This is a genomic window from Thalassovita mediterranea, from assembly GCA_019448215.1.
GTDB lineage: Bacteria > Pseudomonadota > Alphaproteobacteria > Caulobacterales > Hyphomonadaceae > Henriciella.
Genome location: CP080408.1, coordinates 2,400,310 through 2,417,660, shown reverse-complemented (window position 1 = coordinate 2,417,660; position 17,351 = coordinate 2,400,310). Strand labels below are relative to the sequence as shown.

Genomic DNA, 17,351 nt, shown 5'->3' with positions numbered 1-17,351 from the left:
CGGAAATCGATGGGTTTCCGCCTCACAATCGTTCGCCCCTATGTCTGTATAGATGCGGCCAAGCGAAGGCATCGTGGGCACTGTTTAGAGAAAATGGTACGCCCAACAGGATTCGAACCTGTGACCTACTGATTAAAAGTCAGTTGCTCTACCGACTGAGCTATGGGCGCGCCGAAGCGTGCTAACTAGTCGACTGTGGGCGGCAGGTCAACGCGCTGTAACGCCCTAATTGCAGGTGAAATTGCGCCACTTTTCTGCCGACTTGCTGGTGTCTTGTCTGCGGCATGAAACAGGCCGCCTTTTTCGCTCTTGTATCAGCATCGCTGGTACTCGCCTCATGCGCCAGTAAACCGGCCGGTCAGGCCGTGTCACAAACGCGTGCGGGCCTTACTGATGCGGCCCTTTCCCCGCTGGAAGACCTCAACCTTCGCAAGGACGAGGTGCCAGAGGTGCTCGCGGCGATTTCCAATCCCTACAAGGTCGACCACACAGCGTCCTGCGCCGACATCGCCTCTGAGATCGCGACGCTGGACGGCGTCCTGCCGCCAGACTGGGATGAGGTTAGCGAGGAAGAGCAGGCCTCCCTGTCTGAGCTTGCGGCAGACACCGCTTCTGACGGCGTGCTTGGCGTCGTAGCCTCCGAAGCGCGCGGGCTTATTCCCTATCGCGGCTGGGTGCGCCGCCTCAGCGGTGCAAACAGCCATGAGAAAAAGCTGCGCGCCGCTTTTGACCGTGGCCGCGCACGCCGGACCTATCTGAAAGCCATTGGCCGCACGAAGAATTGTGAGGGCATTGCCGCGCCCGTCTTCGCTGAAGAAAAGGAGCCACCGGTCGTCTATCGCGGCGACAGGCCTATCAAGACCAACGCGTCTGACGCGTCATCTCCTGCCACGCCGCCCATTAAGACCGAGCCGCTTCCGCCGCCTGAGCCTGAGGGCCCGGTCGACCTCAGGCGTCCTTCGGCGAGCGAGCAGACGACTTCGTCGTCGCCCAACGCTGACTGAGCTCCGCGCGCAGTGCCTCAAAGCGGTTCTCTTCAATGGCAAGACGGATTTCCGCCATCAGCGCCTGGAAGAAAGCGGTGTTGTGCCAAGACAGGATCATCGAGCCGAGGTATTCGCCGGACTTTATCAGGTGATGCAGGTAAGCCTTTGAATAGTCCTGACTTGCTGGCGACGGCACAGCCTCATCAATTGGCGAGGTATCTTCAGCAAATCGTGCATTCTTGAGGTTGATCGGCCCGTCCCACGTCCATGCCTGCCCGTGCCGGCCAGCGCGGGTCGGCAGGACGCAATCGAACATGTCGATGCCGCGCGCGACGCTCTCGACAAGGTCGATCGGTTTGCCGACGCCCATTACATAGCGCGGTTTTTCTTCGGGAAGATATGGGACCGTCATATCTATGGTCGCGCACATCTGGTCGTGGCCCTCCCCTACGGCGAGCCCGCCCAGCGCGATGCCGCCAAACCCCTGAGCCACGACACCCTTGGCCGATTTCTCTCGAAGGTCAGGGAAGTTTGAGCCCTGGACGATGCCGAACAGCGTCTGGCTGTCCCGCTCCCCGAAGGCTTCAAGGCTACGCGCGCCCCAATCGAGCGACAGGTCGAGAGAGCGCTCAGCCTCTTCATGCGTACACGGAAAATCGGTGCATTCATCAAGTTGCATGGAAATGTCGGCGCCGAGAAGGTCGGCCTGGATCTCGATGCTGCGCGCGGGCGTCAGGCGGTGCTCGGACCCATCAATATGGCTCCTGAAGGTTACCCCGTCGGCGTCCATCTTGCGAAGCTGGGAAAGCGACCAGACTTGAAAGCCACCGCTATCGGTCAACATAGGGCCTTTCCAGCCAGAGAAGGCGTGAAGGCCGCCAAGCCGCTTCACGCGTTCTGCGCCCGGACGCAGCATCAGATGATAGGTATTGCCCAGAATGATATCGGCGCCGGCCTGTTCGACCTGGTCCATATACAGCGCCTTGACGGTCGCTGCCGTCCCGACGGGCATGAATGCTGGTGTACGGATGTCGCCGCGCGGGGTCTTCAGGACACCTGTACGCGCCTTGCCCTCACGGGCCTTTATCTCAAACGGAAATGTCGCCATGGGCGCGGCTCTAGCGATTATCGCTCACAAGGCAAGCCCGAGCCGTCAGGGAAGCAGCAAGCACGCATCGCCATAGGAGTAGAAGCGATAGCCTTCCTTGATGGCATGCGCGTAAGCAGCCTGCATGATGTCTGTGCCCATCAGCGCGCAGACCAGCATGAAGAGCGAGCTTTCAGGCAGGTGGAAGTTGGTCACCAGCGCATCGGTCGCCTGTAGTCTGTCGCCAGGCCTCAAAAAGATATCGGTCGGCCCCAGCGTGGGCACGATTTTTCCGCCCTCGACGGAGCTTTCCAGTGTCCGCAGCGCCGTGGTGCCGACGGGAACGACCCGCCCGCCATTGGCGCGCACCGCATTCAGCTTCTCGGCCACTTCAGGGCTCACCCGCCGCCATTCTTCATGCAGGCGCCCGCTCTCCAGCTGGCTCTCCTGCAAGGGGGAGAACGTCCCCAGACCGACATGGAGGCGCACCCACTCGCTCGCGATACCTGCAGCCGCAATTTCCTCACGAAGGCGCGGCGTGAAATGCAGGCCAGCGGTCGGCGCGGCCACCGATTGCGCCTCGTCGCCAGCAAAGCTTGTCTGATAAGTCTCTCGGTCTTTGTCATCGGCCGCCCGGCGACGCGCGATATAGGGCGGCAGCGGCATCGCCCCGAACGCGTCCAGTGCCTCATCGAGTGCGGCCCCCGCCCTGTTGAAGACCAGCAGCAGGTCCGCACCGCCACCCTTTTCGCTGATGGTCGCCTCGAAATCCTCACCAAACAGGATTGTATCGCCCGGCCTCAGCCGCTTGCCCGGCCTGGCGAGCGCCCGCCATGTATCCGGGCTTACTCGTTCGACCAGATTGGCATCGACATTGACGTCCGCGCCTGTCTCATCTCGCGCTGGGCGTACGCCCTTCAACGCGGCAGGGATGACGCGTGTGTCGTTGAAAACCAGCGTATCGCCAGCAGACAGATAGCGCGGCAGGTCGCGCACGCCTGCATCTTCCAGCCGGCCATCACCGTGCACCACAAGCAGCCGCGCAGCATCCTGCGGCTCGACGGGCCGCAGGGCGATCAACTCTTCTGGAAGCTCGAAAGCAAAGGCGGATAGGTCCACCCTGCCCTCCTATTCTGCGACGACCGCTGGTACGCGCATCACGTCACATATGTCCGTGTCGGTCTGGTCTGCTTCGGCAAGGCGTTCTGTCCACTCAGGCGTGTCAGAGCGCTGAACCCAGACATCGAGCTGCTCGCCCGCCGGCAGGTCGCTCATCATATAGGCGCGCTGCAGGATATCCGGATTTGTGATGGGCGTGCCGTTCGGCTCGGGCCCCTTCTTGATCGATCGCACCACATCGAAACCGTCAACGACGCGTCCCCAAGCTGTATACTGCTTATCAAGGTGGTCCGCCTGATGACGCATCAGGAAAAACTGGCTGTTCGCGGAATTCGGGTCAGTCGTACGCGCGGTCGATACAACGCCCGGACAATGAAGGATCCAGCGCTCAACGGCAGCATCACCGGTCAGTTCAGCCAGGAACTGCGCCTGCGTCCCCATCGGGAAGCCCATGTAAAGGCCCTGCGTCGCTGAATCCATCGGGCCGATAACGTTCAGGGGCATCTCGCCTGGATTGGCGCGGAAGGTGAACTCACCCTTGAGGTCAGGCAGGCCGGAGCCTTCGCCATTCATCGCCCGGATATCGCCGCCTTGCGCCATGAAGTCGTCGATCACCCGGTGAAAGACGGTGCCATCCCACTTGCCCTCGCTGGAAATGGTGCGGAACTGTTCGGCATGGGCTGGCGCCACTTGCGGCAGCATCTCGATAATGATGCGACCCTTGGTGGTCTCCATGACCAGAAGGTTCTCGGGTTCTGCCTGCCGCCAGGCATCTGGCGACGCCTCGACATCATCCATCGTGAAGACGGGCGGTTCAGGAGCCTCGGACGCGCTTTGCGCACATGCGGTTGCGCCCGCCATGCCTGCAAGAACCAGCGTGCTTACCGCAAATGTCGAAAATCTCACTTATACTTCTCCAGAAGCTTGGCCCGCACGCTTGGCGTGACGAACGATGAAATATCGCCCCCGAACTTCGCAATTTCCTTCACGAGACGCGAAGCCACAGCCTGATGTTGTACATCCGCCATCAGGAAGACAGTTTCAATCTCGCGGTTCAGCTGCTCATTCATGGCCGTCATCTGGAATTCGTACTCGAAGTCAGAAACAGCCCGCAGGCCGCGGATGATGACGTGCGCGCCGCAGGTCTCGGCGAAGTGCATCAGCAGATTGTCGAAGGGACGAACCTCAATCTCGACGCCGCGCGGATTGTGCAGCTTGGCCGTTTCTTCCTCGACGATCGCGGTGCGCTCATCGAGAGAGAATAGCGGCTTCTTGGCTTCATTGACGGCAACGCCGACGATCAGCTTGTCGACCAGTTTCAGCCCGCGGCCGATAATGTCGAGATGTCCCGCAGTAATGGGGTCGAACGTCCCCGGATAAAGCCCGACACGTTGCATGGACACTCTCCTCGCCTTGGCACCTTTTGGCGCCGCCCCGGGCGGGGGCGGCTTATTCTTCCTCTGTATCGTCTTCGCCGTCTTCTACAAGGCGTGCCACAGAGACAACCCGCTCGCCCTCATTGGTGCGAAGCACCCAGACGCCGGATGTTGCTCGGCCAGCGATACGGATCTGGTCGACGCGCGTACGGATCAGCTGACCCGCATTCGTCACCAGCATCACCTGGTCGTTGTCGTCGACCGTGAAGGATTGCGCGATCTGTTTGACCGGCCCCTTCTTCTTGTCAGAGCCCCAGATATTATGCGCCACGAGGCCTTTGCCGCCGCGCCCGGTGACCCGGTAGTCATAGGAAGACGAGCGCTTGCCCATGCCATCATCGGCAACCGTCAGGATGAACTCCTCGGCCGCGCCCATTTCGGCGATGCGTTCAGGGCTGAGAGAGACCTCGTCCTCGCCTGCATCATCCTCATCGTCGGCGATGGCTTCGCCCTCGTCTTCTTCCTCGCCAGAGATTGCACGCATCTTCGCAATCTCATGCTTGCGATAGGCACGCGCTTCAGCGGACGTGAAGTCTAGATGGTGCAGAATGCCGAGCGAGATCACCTCGTCGCCCTTGTCAAGGCGAATGCCGCGTACACCGGTTGAATTGCGGCCAGCAAAGACGCGCACATCATCGACCCGGAATCGGATACACTTGCCCAGCACCGTCGTGAGCATGACGTCATTCTGCTCGGAGCAGATCTTCACCGAGACAATGCCGTCGCCCTCGTCCAGCTTCATCGCAATCTTGCCGTTTCGGTTCACCCGCGTGAAGTCGGACAGCTTGTTCCGGCGCACCGTGCCAGACCGGGTCGCGAACATGAGATCGAGTTCCTCACGCGCGGCCTCATCATCCGGCAGCGGCATCACGCTTTCGATGCGCTCATCCTTTGCTAGCGGGAAGATATTGACCAGCGCCTTGCCGCGTGCCTGCGGGGAGCCGACGGGCAGACGCCACACCTTCTCCTTGTAGACCATGCCTTCAGAGCTGAAGAACAGGATCTCGGTATGCGTGTTGGCCGTGAACAGCCGCGTTACAAAATCCTCGTCCTTCATCGACATGCCAGAGCGGCCTTTGCCGCCGCGATGCTGCGTGCGGTAGGTCGAAAGCGGCACGCGCTTCACATATCCGCCATGCGTCACCGTCACGACCATGTCTTCGCGCTCGATGAGGTCTTCATCATCGAGGTCGGCATCCACAAAGGTGAACTCCGAGCGCCGCGGCACGGCGAACTTCTCTTTCACCTCATTCAGCTCGCCCCGGATGATGTCGAGGATACGCGGACGTGAGCGCAGAATATCGAGATAGTCGGCAATCTTGTCCGACAGACCCTTGGCCTCATTGCCGATTTCGTCCCGGCCAAGACCGGTGAGACGCGACAGTTGCAGCGCCAGGATTGAGCGGGCCTGCTCATCGGACAGATAGATCGTGTCACCGTCGGCGCGGCGTGTCCGCTTGTCGGCGATCAGGTCAATCAGCGGACCCATATCCATCATCGGCCACGCCTTGGCGAGCAACTGCTCGCGTGCCGCGTTCGGGTCCGGCGAGTGACGGATGATGCGGATAACCTCGTCGATATTGGCGACAGCCAGCGCAAGACCAACGAGGACGTGGGCGCGGTCGCGCGCCTTGTTCAGCTCGAACTTCGTGCGCCGGGCAACCACTTCCTCGCGGAACTGGATGAAGGCCTGCAGCACGGCGCGCAGGTTCAGCTGCTCGGGACGACCACCGTTCAGCGCCAGCATGTTGACCGGGAAGGAGGTCTGCAGCGGCGAGAAACGGAAAAGCTGGTTCAGCACCACGTCCGCGCTTGCATCCTTCTTGATCTCGATGACCACGCGAATGCCGTGACGATCGGATTCGTCGCGCAGGTCCGCAATGCCTTCGATGCGCTTGTCGCGCACCAGTTCGGCAATCTTCTGGACCATCGAGGCCTTGTTCACCTGATAGGGAATCTCTGAAACAATAATGGCTTGGCGGCCAGACTTCACGTCCTCGATCTCGGTGCGCGCCCGCATCAGGACAGAGCCGCGACCTTCAAGCAGCGCCTTGCGCGAGCCAGCATAGCCCAGGATCAGACCGCCCGTAGGAAAGTCCGGGCCGGGCACGATCTCGAGCAGGGCTTCGTCGTCGATCCCCGGCTCATCGATCATGGCGAGCGTCGCATCGACGACCTCACCCAGATTGTGCGGCGGAATATTGGTCGCCATACCGACTGCGATACCGCCGCCACCATTGACGAGAAGGTTCGGATACTGCGCCGGCAGAACCATCGGTTCCTGCTGGACGCCGTCATACGTGTCCTGGAACTGGACCGTATCCTTGTCGATGTCGGCAAGCAGGTATTGCGCTGCCTTCGTCATACGAGATTCCGTATAACGCATGGCCGCTGGCGGATCGTTGTCGATCGAGCCGAAATTGCCCTGACCATCAACGAGCGTCAGGCCCATGGAGAATGGCTGCGCCATCCGCACGAGCGCGTCATAGATCGCGCTGTCGCCATGCGGGTGGAAGTTACCCATCACGGCACCGACAATGTTGGCGGATTTCTTGTAAGCCTTGTCCGGCGTATTGCCGTTGATATGCATCGCATAGAGGATGCGGCGGTGCACGGGCTTCAGGCCGTCACGAACGTCTGGCAGCGCACGGCTGACAATCACGCTCATCGCATAATCGAGGTAGGACCGCTTTAGCTCGTCCTCGATATCGACCGGGTCGATGCCATCCTCATACGGGGTTTCTGGCGTTTCCGGCTCGTCCGGCGGAGTGGTCTCGTCGCTCACGGGCTTTAGGCCTCTTTGTCTGCTTTGCGCGCGGCTTCGAATCGCCCGCGATCACTAGCTTTCAGACTAGCAAACGCGGGCACCCGACACAAACAGGAGCGCCGCTTTTCAGCAGCGCTCCCCTGTGACGCGAAAGCGGCCACAAAGCCTTGTAATTACAACAGGTCGCCGCCAGCCGCCGCTGCAGTCGTACCGTCCTTCTTGAAGGCGCGGATGACGTTCTTGCCGGTGATCCATTTGTGGACCTCATCCGGGCCATCGACGAGCCGCTGCGAGCGGATGTGGGTGTACCAGGCGGCCAGCGGCGTATCGAGCGAATAGCCAAGCGCGCCGTGCAGCTGGATCGCCGTATCGACCACCTTGTGGACCATGTTCGCGAGGAAGACCTTGGCGATGCCGTTCTCCTGGCGAAGGTCCATGCCGTTCTCGGCCTTGTAGGCGATATGCATCAGCATGAGGCGCGCGATGTAGAGCTGGCTTGCGCACTCTGCGAGCATGAACTGGACGCCCTGACGGTCCTCGAGCCCCTTGCCGAAGGTGGTGCGGCTTGTGACCCGCTCAGTCGCAAGATCCAGCGCCCGCTGCGCCATGGCGACATTGTGCATGCCGTGACGCAGGCGCCCATAGGCAAGCCTGTGCTGGCCCATGGCAAAGCCCTTGCCTTCGCCGCCGAGCAGATTTTCCTGCGGGACGCGAAGGTTTTCGATCTTCACCTCTGCATGCCCGCCGCCCATGATCTCATAGAGTGGGCCATGCACCGCCATGGTCGGGATATCGCGAACGATATTATAGCCCTCATTCGGCAGCTCGACGATGAAGGTCGAGAACTGCTCATGGCGCGGCGCTTCCGGATTGGTCTTCGCCATGACCACGGCGATGTCGGCCACGCTGGCGGCAGAAGAATACCACTTCTCGCCATTCAGCACGTAATGGCTGTTGCCGTCCTTTTCGGCGCGGGTCTGCATACCGGTCGCGTCGGCGCCGGCCGCCTTTTCCGTCATGGAATAGCAGACGCGCTTCTCGCCATTCAGGATCGGCTTGAGGAACTTCTCTTTCTGGTAGTCGGTACCATGCGCGAGCAGCGTCAGCATGGTCGCGTCATCCGGCCCCTGCGAGTTCATCGACAGCGCGCCGAGATGGCTCTGGCCAAGCTCCATCTGGACGAGAGCATTGGCGAGCGGGCCAAGCCCCATGCCGCCATGCTCTTCAGGAATGAAGGGCAGCCACAGCCCCTGGGCGCGCGCCTTGGCGCGAAGCTCATTCAGGACGGTCTTATAGTCCTCTCCATCGGTGAGGCGCTTTTCGGCTGGAATACACTCGTCCTGCACCCACTGGCGCACCTTTTCGCGGACTTTCTTTGCGTCTTCCGGAATGGTGAAATCGATAGCCATGTTTTCTCTCCCTGATCGTTATCTGGAGACAGGCTAGGCAGGATTGCGCAGGCTGCACAGGCCTGCCGCCGCGTCGCTCCGCCTTGTTCGAGACAAGAATTCTCCTCTCACGCGCCCCAGCTTTGCCAATGCGTCGCGCCAGCCTATGGTTACCCGCGATGGGTAGAGAGGATTCTGTAGATGAAACTGACACCGACGCGCCGCCAGTCGCTTCAATGGCTCGCCGCAGGCCTGGCCGCAGGATACGCCGCCCGCCCGGCCAACAGTGAGCAGCCTCAAGCGGCAAGTGGCTGGCGCGATGGCCCATCGCTCCCCTTTCCGGTTCAGGAAATCTATCCCTGCCTCCATGCTGGGCGCATCCATCTCGCAGGCGGGTTCATCGCCGAAGGTGGCCGCATCACCGGCCCGACCGCGGCCCACAACGCGCTCGATCTGGAAACCGGCAAGTGGACGCCGCTCGCTGACCTGCCTGTCGCCCGGCATCACCCGCAACTCGTCAGCGTGAATGGCGCGCTTCACTGCATTGGCGGCTTCCAGTCCGGCCCCGAAGGCGGCTGGCAGATGCAAAACACCGCGTGGCGCTATGATGCCACTGGCGACGCCTGGCTCCCGGCGCCGTCCCTGCCCGTCGTGAACGGCGAAAGCAGCGGCGGCATCATCCGCGGAAAGCTTTATCTTGCAGGCGGGCGCCAGCCGTCGGGCACCCGTAATCTCGACTGGAATGACCACACCGATGTGGGCACGCTGCTCTGCTTTGACGGCGCGCGCTGGGAAGTGCTCGCTTCAATGCCGACCGCGCGCAACAGCGCCATTGCGGGTGTGCTCGACGGACGCCTTCACGTTGTCGCAGGCCGCACTGTCGACGGCGGCAACACGGCCGTGCATGAAGTCTATGACCCCGGCACAGATCGCTGGGAAACGCTCGCCCCCATGCCGCGCGCCCAGGGCGGTCTCGCCAGCGGCGTTGTCGACGGCAAGCTCTACACATTCGGCGGCGAGTGGTTCGACAATGGCGGCGGCGTCTATGAAGACGCCTGGGTGTACGATCCACGCACAGACCGCTGGTCAGCGATCGAGGATATGCCAAAGCCCCGTCACGGCCTTGGCGGCGTCACGGTCGGCTCAGATATTTACCTTATCGGTGGCGCGCTGGAGCGTGGCGGCAGCCGAACCAGCGCGGCTGTCGAGGTCTATACGCCTTGACGCAGCGACCGCCCCGCGCAAAGAGCGCGCATGTCCGATACACCTGAAGCCGATACCGAAGCCGAAGTCGTTCCACACAAGTGGTACGAAGACGTGCAGGCGCTTATCCTTGGCACTCTGCTCCTCAGCTTCGGCGTGATCCTCTATAGCGAAGCCATGCTGATCACCGGCGGCGTCGCTGGCACCAGCCTTCTGGTAGAGTTCGGCACATCGCTGACCTTCGGCCCGGTCTTCTTCGTGCTGAACCTTCCCTTCTTTGCGCTTTCCATCCTGCGCATGGGCTGGGGCTTCACGCTGCGAACTTTCGCTTCAGTGGCGCTCGTCTCGGCGCAGACCCGGCTCCTGCCGCTCTGGGTGGATTTCAGCTTCCTCGCCCCGGCCTTCGCAGCTGTCGCCGGCGCGGCCATGATGGGCGTCGGCCTCGTCGTCCTACTGCGCCACCGTGCAGGCATCGGCGGCGTGACCATCCTGTCCCAGTTCCTTCAGGACCGTGGCATCATCCGCGCTGGCCTGTTCCAGCTCATCGTCGACCTGATCATATTGGTCGTCGCGCTGTTCATGCTGCCGCTCAAGCTCGTCGCACTGTCCATTGTCGGTGCGTTCGTCCTGAACCTCACCGTCGCGATCAATCACCGCCCCGGCCGCTATCGCGGGATGAGCTAGCGACTACTGACTATCAGCTTCTACGGGACGCGGGCGAAGGTCACTCATCTCGATATGCCACTTGCGCTCTTCGGTAGAAGCGCCCGGTACGTCATTCACGCGGCTGAGCAGAAGCGGACCTTCCATCCGGTAGGCGTCTCCATTTTCCAGCTCCCCCGTCATGGTCACGGGCACTTCGTAATAGAGCGTTCCGGCGGCGCCTTCCTGGCGCGCCTCACCAAAGCTGATGTTGATCGTGCGGTACTTGCTGAAGGCTGTTTCAAACTCGTCGGCATCAAGGCCGCTTGCCATACCGCTTTCGCCCCAGATCTGCCGGGCCGTTTCCCAGTCGCGCGCCTCCAGCGCATCGGCCCAACGCTGGGCCGCGTCATCCGGACGGCCAGCATCAACCGGCGGCAGAGTCTCATCGACCGGTGCAACATCCTCAATATCGGACGCGTCATCCTCGATCGCATTATCGACGAGGGAGTCAGCGTCGCTACCCATTCGCGCCTCGCTTGAAACCTCGGTATCAGCGCCGCCCGGCCCACATGCCGTCATGGCGAGGCAGGCAAAAGGTATGAGGGCGTATTTGATCATGGCTTGAAGCTCCCATCAGATCGGATGAGAACGGCCAGCGCGCCAAGCCGTTCCCGCGCGTCTAGAAATCAGGAACAGGCGTGCCCTGCGCCTGGAGGCCTGCAAATAGGTTCGCCTGCGTGCGCTCGATATCGTGCTGGGCTGCCGCCAGACGAAGACCTTGAAGCCGCTCCGACCCAAGCCATTCGCCAGAGCGCACAACGCCGGACACTGATGCGGCGCAGTCAATATCAGCCAGCGGGTCGCAGCTATAGACAGTCAGGTCGGCCGCGCACCCCGCCTCAACGCAGCTGCGCTCATCGCTTTCGCCTAGCACCACCGCAGCGTTCCATGTGGCGGTCTGCAACGCCTCATAGGGTGTTAGCCCAGCATCGACCAGAAGGCGGAGCTCATCGCCCAGCGACTGGCCCGGCACATTGATGAAAATGCCCGCATCGCTCCCCGCCACCAGCAACACGCCTTCCTCAGCGAGGATCTTGATCATGCGCGCCTGAAACGCGTCTTCCTCCGCGATCGGCCCGGCATCTGCTGCCGCCCAATAGGCTTTTACGTCTCTCTCCAGCGCCTGCACGAACGGGTTCAGAAGGTTCATCCCTTCCCGCTCGGCTGCCGAGCCGCCGGTCTCAGCCATGCGGAGCAGATTGTGATGCGCCACCCGTGTCGGCGTCACCGCCACACCTGCATCGGCCAGCTGCCGCGCCAGCGCCCGGCCCGCCGCTTCATCCTTCCGGGCGCGCAGGCCGTGCCACACGATGGATTCGACATGCTCCAGCGTCTCGAAGCCATCAGGGATGATCTCTTCAAACGGGATATCGAAAGGTTCGCTTCGCGGCACACCGGGGCCACGCTCACCTTCGGGGCTGTGTCCGGTGACAGCCATGCCGCGCAGACGGGCTTCGTCCAGCGCGGCCTCATAGGCCTCTCGCGTCAGGTTGGAATAGACTTTGAGACGCGTAAACCCGGCATCCGCCTGCCAAGCAACAGCCGCGCGGGCTTCCTCGGCCGTCTCGACGAGCTGATGGTTGTCCTGCTGGTTCGCACCCGCGCTGTTCAGGATAGGCCCTGACGTCAGAAGCCGCGGCCCAAGACGCTCGCCGCGCGCAATCTCATCCTGCAGCACCAGATGAAAGGGCATGCCAGAGAGGTTTCGTACCGTCGTCACGCCGTACGAGAGATAGGCGCCAAGCTCTGCCTCATCCCAGACATGGACATGCATGTCGGCAAGACCCGGCGTGACCGTCTGCCCTTCAAGGTCGATGATCTCGTCTGCGGTAAAGTTCGAGCCCGCATCGCCCACAGCCGCAATCCGGCCATCGCGGATCAGCACGGACGCGCGCTCTTCAATGCGCGGCGCATCGCCAGAGAGGTCGGCCAGCCGAGCATTGGTAAGAAGCAGTGCGCCGCTCTGCGCCGGCTCAACAGTCCCGCTGCCAGCACAGGCCGACAAGGAAAGCATCGCCAGCGCCAGGCCCGGCGCCCTGCCCCGGTGGGACGTCACCCTAGAACGGGATCTCGTCTTCGAAGTCCTGGTTGAAGTCCTGCGGCGGACCGTCGAGCTGGCGCGGGCCACCGCCGCCGCCACCACCGTATCCGCCACCGCCCATGCGGCCACCACCGCCGCCGCCTTGGCCACCGCCAGCACTGTCCAGCATGGTCAGCGTGCCGTCATAACCCTGCAGCACGACCTCGGTCGAATAACGGTCCTGGCCATTCTGGTCCTGCCACTTGCGGGTCTGCAGCTTGCCTTCGATGTAAACCTTGGAGCCCTTCTTCAGGTATTGCTGCGCGATCCGCACAAGACCTTCAGAGAAGATCGCCACCTGATGCCACTCGGTCCGCTCGCGGCGCTCACCAGTGTTCTTGTCTTTCCAGGTGTCAGACGTCGCAATACGCAGATTGCAGACTTGGCCGCCATTCTGGAACTGACGCACTTCCGGGTCTGCACCCAGATTGCCAATGAGAATGACCTTGTTCACTGAGCCTGCCATATCGCGCTCCATTCATTTCGGGTTCGAATCCAGCTTCCGGGTGTAATACGTCACTTGGCGCGTGTCGCCCTCACACCCCATATTTCCACAATCGGCAGCTTAAATGGCTGCAGACGGCACAATGTTCATTTTTTGTTCTGGTCGTCAAGCTGGACTCCAGTTACACATGATACTTCAACGCAAGACGAGGCGCGGTCCCGAAAGGCTATGTCGATGACGTCACCCGATCTTCGCATGATCCGCGTGCGCGGCGCGAAAGAACACAATCTGAAGAATGTCGACGTGGACATTCCTCGCGACAAGCTTGTCGTGCTGACGGGGCTGTCCGGTTCGGGCAAGTCCTCGCTCGCTTTCGACACGATCTATGCCGAAGGCCAGCGTCGCTATGTCGAGAGCCTGTCTGCCTATGCGCGCCAGTTCCTCGAACTGATGCAGAAGCCCGATGTGGAGAGCATCGAAGGCCTCTCCCCAGCGATCTCCATTGAGCAGAAGACGACCTCGAAGAACCCGCGCTCGACCGTCGGCACGGTCACCGAGATCTATGACTATATGCGCCTTCTCTGGGCGCGCGTCGGCATTCCCTATTCGCCCGCCACCGGCCTCCCCATCCAGAGCCAGACCGTCTCGGAAATGGTCGACCGCACGATGGACCTGCCGGAAAAGACCCGGCTCTACCTGCTTGCGCCGATGATCCGTGGCCGCAAGGGCGAGTACAAAAAAGAGTTCGCCGAGCTTCTGAAGAACGGCTTCCAGCGCGTGAAGGTCGATGGCGAGTTCCACGATCTCGAAAGCCCGCCAACGCTCGACAAGAAGTTCAAGCACGACATCGATGTCGTCGTGGACCGCGTCGTCATCCGCGAAGGCATGGAACAACGCCTCGCAGAGAGCTTCGAGACCGCACTTGGCCTCGCCAATGGCATCGCTGTGCTGGAATATGCCGACCTTGAGGAAGGCGAGACCGAACACAAGCGCATCACCTATTCGGCCAACTTCGCCTGCCCTGTCTCCGGCTTCACAATTCCAGAGATTGAGCCGCGCCTCTTCTCATTCAACAATCCATTCGGTGCCTGCCCGGCCTGCGACGGTCTTGGCGAACAGTCCAAGGTCGACCCTGAACTCGTCGTGCCCGACAAGGATCTGTCACTCGCAAAAGGTGCCATCGCCCCATGGGCCCGCGCCGCGTCGCCCTACCAGACGCAGACGCTGCAGGCGTTGGCTGACCATTACGATTTCGACCTCGACACCGCCTGGAACAAGCTCGCGCAGAATGTGCGCGACGTGATCCTCAACGGCACCGGCGATGAGGAAATCCAGTTCGTCTATGATGACGGCCTGCGCCGTTATGAGGTGAAGAAGACCTTCGAAGGCGTCATCCCGAACCTCAATCGCCGCTACCGCGAAACTGACAGCCAGTGGGCCCGCGACGAGATCTCAAAGTTCCAGTCCGCCGCCCCCTGCCCGTCCTGCAATGGCAAGCGCCTGAAACCCGAAGCGCTCGCGGTAAAGATCGACGGCCTCGATATTTCCGACAGCGCCGAATTCTCGATCAAGCAGGCTGGCGACTGGTTCGGCAAGGTCGTCGACACGCTGAACGATCAGCAAAAGGAAATTGCGACCCGCATCCTGAAGGAAATCAATGACCGTCTGGTCTTCCTCAATGCGGTCGGCCTTGAATACCTGTCCCTGTCACGCGCCTCCGGCACGCTATCGGGCGGCGAAAGCCAGCGCATCCGCCTCGCCAGCCAGATCGGCTCTGGCCTGCAGGGCGTGCTCTACGTTCTTGACGAACCCAGCATCGGCCTCCACCAGCGCGACAATGAGCGCCTCCTGGAGACGCTGAAACGCCTGCGCGACCTCGGCAATTCTGTCCTCGTCGTCGAGCATGACGAAGACGCGATCCTGACCGCTGACCATGTCATCGATATGGGCCCGCGCGCCGGTGTCCATGGCGGCCAGATCATCGCCGAAGGCACGCCAGAAGAGGTCATCTCCCACCCGGACAGCCTCACGGGCGCGTTCCTGTCAGGCAAGGAAGAGATCGCCATTCCGGCCAAGCGCCGCCTGAAGAAAAAGTCCCGCTCGCTCACCGTCAAAGGTGCGAGCGGCAACAACCTCAAGAACGTCGACGCGACCATCCCACTCGGCACCTTCACGGCGATTACGGGTGTCTCCGGCGGCGGCAAGTCCACGCTCATCATCGAGACGCTCTACAAGGCGCTTGCCCGCAAGCTGAACGGCGCCTCTCAGGCCCCATCGCCCTATGAGAGCCTCGAAGGCCTCAACCATCTCGACAAGGTCATCGATATCGACCAGTCGCCCATCGGCCGCACGCCGCGCTCCAACCCTGCGACCTATACCGGCGCCTTCGGGCCGATCCGCGACTGGTTCGCTGGCCTGCCGGAAGCCAAGGCGCGCGGCTACAAGCCGGGCCGCTTTTCCTTCAATGTAAAGGGGGGGCGCTGCGAGGCATGTCAGGGCGACGGCGTCATCAAGATCGAGATGCACTTCCTGCCGGACGTCTATGTCACCTGCGAGACCTGCAACGGCAAACGCTACAATCGCGAGACGCTTGAAGTCCTCTACAAGGGCAAGTCCATCGCCGACGTGCTCAACATGACGGTGGAAGAGGCTGAAAAGTTCTTCCACGCCGTGCCAAGCATCCAGTCCAAGATGGAAACACTGAGCCGGGTCGGCCTCACCTATATCAAGGTCGGCCAGCAGGCGACGACGCTCTCAGGTGGTGAGGCGCAGCGCGTCAAACTGGCGAAAGAGCTCTCCAAACGCGCAACGGGCCGCACGCTCTACATCCTCGATGAACCGACCACCGGCCTTCACTTTGAGGACGTCCGCAAGCTTCTTGAAGTGCTTCACGAGCTGGTCGATGCTGGCAACACGGTCGTGGTGATCGAGCACAATCTCGACGTCATCAAGACCGCCGATCACCTCATTGATATCGGCCCTGAAGGCGGTGATGGCGGCGGCAAGATCGTTGCTGTCGGCACACCCGAAGAAGTGGCTGCCATCGAAGAAAGCTGGACCGGACGCTTCCTGGCGGAGACTTTCCGTCGTCAGGATGAACGCCGCGCGTCGTACGCAAAAAGCCTGAAAGCAAAGCAGGCGGCCGAATAGCGCCGCCTGCTTTTACGCGAACACGTCCGGGGCCTGCGCAATGCCGCCGCCGCGCGGATCAGTCTTGGCCGCCAGCGATGCCGGGCCCGCCCAGACATAGGCGAGCAGGCCATTGAAAGTCAGCAAGACAGCATAGATGCCGATCATGCTGGCAATGAACCGGCCCTGCAGGATGAAGAAAATCAGCTCTGCCGGGTTCTGCTCGATCTGCTCTAGGTCGCCAAAGTTCGACATGAAGATGGAAATCGTCGCGGCTGCGCCGCCCGTATAGAGCACCGTAAAGACGATCCAGAAGATGATGCCCAGAAACACATAGGCAAAAAAGAGCGGCAGGAAGCGGCCGCGGCTCGCGCCCCATGCGTTCAGGAACTGCAGCCGCCGGTCGCGGATCGTCAGACCCGCCGCCGGTGACAGGCGGACGGTGCAATACATCCATCCGAATGCCGCGAGCAGGAAGACGATCGGAAAGCTGAAGCCGAGCGCATAATTCTCGCCCCCGCCAATGCTCATGATCATCGCGCCCAGAATGCCAGCAATGATCGCGCTCGCGAGATAACCGACAATGTTGAACAGGACCCACATCACCGCAACCAGCAGCAGGCGGAATTCATCGGCACCGACACCAATACTGAAGCCTTCCTCGCGCACATAGCGCCGCTGGATGGCGGCTTCGAACATGGACCAGACAAGCGCCGTCAGCAGCAGAAGGCCGATATAGGAAAAGATGATCCGGCCAGCCATGCCGGTTATCTCGCGCGCGATGACGACTTCGACGTCATCGCCGGTCATGGCGCCGCGCGCAAACTGGAGCAGCGCGTTTGTGAAAAGCCCGATCAGCGGCTGGAAGAGCAGATAGGCCAGCCCGCCCATGAGAAGCACGGCGATGAGATAGGACAGCGCATATTTCCAGATGAAACCGCCCGGCCCGCGCGCCTGCGCAAAATGCAGCATTGCATTCGCGAAACTGAAACGATGCTCCACCCTG

Annotated in this window: 14 protein-coding genes and 1 tRNA gene; 4 read left to right on the top strand and 11 right to left on the bottom strand. The window is 61.6% G+C overall.

What is annotated here, in order from left to right; genetic code table 11:
- Nucleotides 1-94: 94 nt before the first annotated feature.
- Nucleotides 95-170: transfer RNA gene (locus tag KUV46_11910), tRNA-Lys, on the bottom strand.
- Nucleotides 171-365: 195 nt separating this feature from the next.
- Between KUV46_11910 and KUV46_11905 the strand changes: the two genes are divergently transcribed.
- The gene (locus tag KUV46_11905) at nt 366-1,004 is read left to right on the top strand and encodes a hypothetical protein (protein ID QYJ00041.1); all 639 of its coding nucleotides are present in this window, start codon (nt 366-368) and stop codon (nt 1,002-1,004) included.
- On the opposite strand, the gene tgt is transcribed toward KUV46_11905, so the two are convergent.
- The 6 genes from tgt to KUV46_11875 all read right to left on the bottom strand — a co-directional run bounded on the left by tgt (nt 949) and on the right by KUV46_11875 (nt 8,804).
- Nucleotides 949-2,094 carry a tRNA guanosine(34) transglycosylase Tgt gene (tgt, locus tag KUV46_11900; protein ID QYJ00040.1) on the bottom strand — a complete coding sequence of 382 codons (1,146 nt, stop codon included), beginning with the start codon at nt 2,092-2,094 and terminating at the stop codon, nt 949-951. The genes KUV46_11905 and tgt overlap by 56 nt on opposite strands.
- 45 nt (nt 2,095-2,139) lie before the next feature.
- Nucleotides 2,140-3,192: a tRNA preQ1(34) S-adenosylmethionine ribosyltransferase-isomerase QueA gene (gene queA, locus KUV46_11895; protein QYJ00039.1), complete on the bottom strand. Its 1,053-nt coding sequence runs from the start codon at nt 3,190-3,192 to the stop codon at nt 2,140-2,142.
- Nucleotides 3,193-3,201: 9 nt separating this feature from the next.
- A complete protein-coding gene (locus tag KUV46_11890; protein ID QYJ00038.1) occupies nt 3,202-4,098 on the bottom strand; it encodes a peptidylprolyl isomerase in 897 nt (298 codons plus the stop codon).
- Nucleotides 4,095-4,589, bottom strand: a complete 495-nt coding sequence (gene coaD, locus KUV46_11885; GenBank protein QYJ00037.1) for a pantetheine-phosphate adenylyltransferase — start codon at nt 4,587-4,589, stop codon at nt 4,095-4,097. The genes KUV46_11890 and coaD overlap by 4 nt, the downstream gene beginning before the upstream one ends.
- A 52-nt stretch (nt 4,590-4,641) precedes the next feature.
- The gene (gene gyrA / locus KUV46_11880) at nt 4,642-7,413 is read right to left on the bottom strand and encodes a DNA gyrase subunit A (GenBank protein ID QYJ00036.1); all 2,772 of its coding nucleotides are present in this window, start codon (nt 7,411-7,413) and stop codon (nt 4,642-4,644) included.
- 155 nt (nt 7,414-7,568) lie between these two features.
- Nucleotides 7,569-8,804: an acyl-CoA dehydrogenase family protein gene (locus tag KUV46_11875; GenBank protein ID QYJ00035.1), complete on the bottom strand. Its 1,236-nt coding sequence runs from the start codon at nt 8,802-8,804 to the stop codon at nt 7,569-7,571.
- A gap of 180 nt (nt 8,805-8,984) precedes the next feature.
- Here KUV46_11875 and KUV46_11870 point away from each other — a divergent pair, with 180 nt between their 5' ends.
- Together KUV46_11870 and KUV46_11865 are read left to right on the top strand one after the other, a co-directional pair.
- Complete coding sequence (locus KUV46_11870; protein ID QYJ00034.1) at nt 8,985-10,007, top strand: hypothetical protein; 1,023 nt, start codon at nt 8,985-8,987, stop codon at nt 10,005-10,007.
- Nucleotides 10,008-10,037: 30 nt separating this feature from the next.
- Nucleotides 10,038-10,670 (top strand): YitT family protein, encoded by a 633-nt coding sequence (locus KUV46_11865; protein ID QYJ00033.1) that lies wholly within the window; start codon nt 10,038-10,040, stop codon nt 10,668-10,670.
- Between the two features lie 3 nt (nt 10,671-10,673).
- Here the strand turns inward: KUV46_11865 and KUV46_11860 are convergent, their stop codons facing one another.
- The 3 genes from KUV46_11860 to ssb all read right to left on the bottom strand — a co-directional run bounded on the left by KUV46_11860 (nt 10,674) and on the right by ssb (nt 13,237).
- A complete protein-coding gene (locus tag KUV46_11860) occupies nt 10,674-11,249 on the bottom strand; it encodes a hypothetical protein (protein QYJ00032.1) in 576 nt (191 codons plus the stop codon).
- 61 nt (nt 11,250-11,310) lie between these two features.
- Nucleotides 11,311-12,705, bottom strand: a complete 1,395-nt coding sequence (locus tag KUV46_11855; protein QYJ00031.1) for an amidohydrolase family protein — start codon at nt 12,703-12,705, stop codon at nt 11,311-11,313.
- Nucleotides 12,706-12,748: 43 nt separating this feature from the next.
- Entirely contained in the window at nt 12,749-13,237 is a 489-nt protein-coding gene (gene ssb, locus KUV46_11850; GenBank protein ID QYJ00030.1) for a single-stranded DNA-binding protein, read from the bottom strand.
- Between the two features lie 234 nt (nt 13,238-13,471).
- Here ssb and uvrA point away from each other — a divergent pair, with 234 nt between their 5' ends.
- Entirely contained in the window at nt 13,472-16,366 is a 2,895-nt protein-coding gene (gene uvrA, locus KUV46_11845) for an excinuclease ABC subunit UvrA (protein QYJ02402.1), read from the top strand.
- 12 nt (nt 16,367-16,378) lie between these two features.
- On the opposite strand, the gene KUV46_11840 is transcribed toward uvrA, so the two are convergent.
- Nucleotides 16,379-17,347, bottom strand: a complete 969-nt coding sequence (locus KUV46_11840; protein ID QYJ00029.1) for a hypothetical protein — start codon at nt 17,345-17,347, stop codon at nt 16,379-16,381.
- Between the last annotated feature and the right edge of the window lie 4 nt (nt 17,348-17,351).